Below are 391 nucleotides of genomic sequence, written 5' to 3'. Positions count from 1 at the left end.
GGAGTGATGCGCAGGTCGTTGCCGACGTAGCTGAGGGTGTAATTGGCCGTGTTGAGGCCCAGCCCGCCCTGAAGTATCCCGTAGTTGCCGACGTTCTCCCCGGCCACCCGGCCGAGGTTGCCGCTCAGCACGCCAGCGGCGGTATCGCTGTTCTTCAGGCCACTGACCTGGTAGGTGAGGGTCGGATCGGCGTCGCCATAGACCTTGGTCTTGGCGTCGGCGCTGACGATCAATTGCGCCGGCGTGACGGTCAGCTTGCCGTCCTGGCGCACCAGTTGGTAACGCTGGCTGAAATACTCGCTGCCATTGGCGTTACCGGTGATCGCGTACTGCCCGACGTTCGACGCCTGGGTCGCCGTGGTGCTGGCGGTCGCCTGGTAGAGGTCGTTGA

At 64.5% G+C, this 391-nt stretch carries 1 protein-coding gene; it reads right to left on the bottom strand.

Going from position 1 to position 391, the window contains the following annotated elements; genetic code table 11:
* Positions 1-391: MBG domain-containing protein (locus tag FLP08_RS17260; RefSeq protein ID WP_156278158.1), on the bottom strand; the 391-nt coding region annotated here is incomplete at both ends.

It is taken from the genome of Christiangramia aestuarii (assembly GCF_009735585.1).
In the GTDB taxonomy this organism is placed as follows: Bacteria; Bacteroidota; Bacteroidia; order Flavobacteriales; family Flavobacteriaceae; genus Christiangramia; species Christiangramia aestuarii.
Note: the sequence above shows the minus strand (reverse complement) of the source record. Positions and strands in the feature narration are given on the sequence as shown.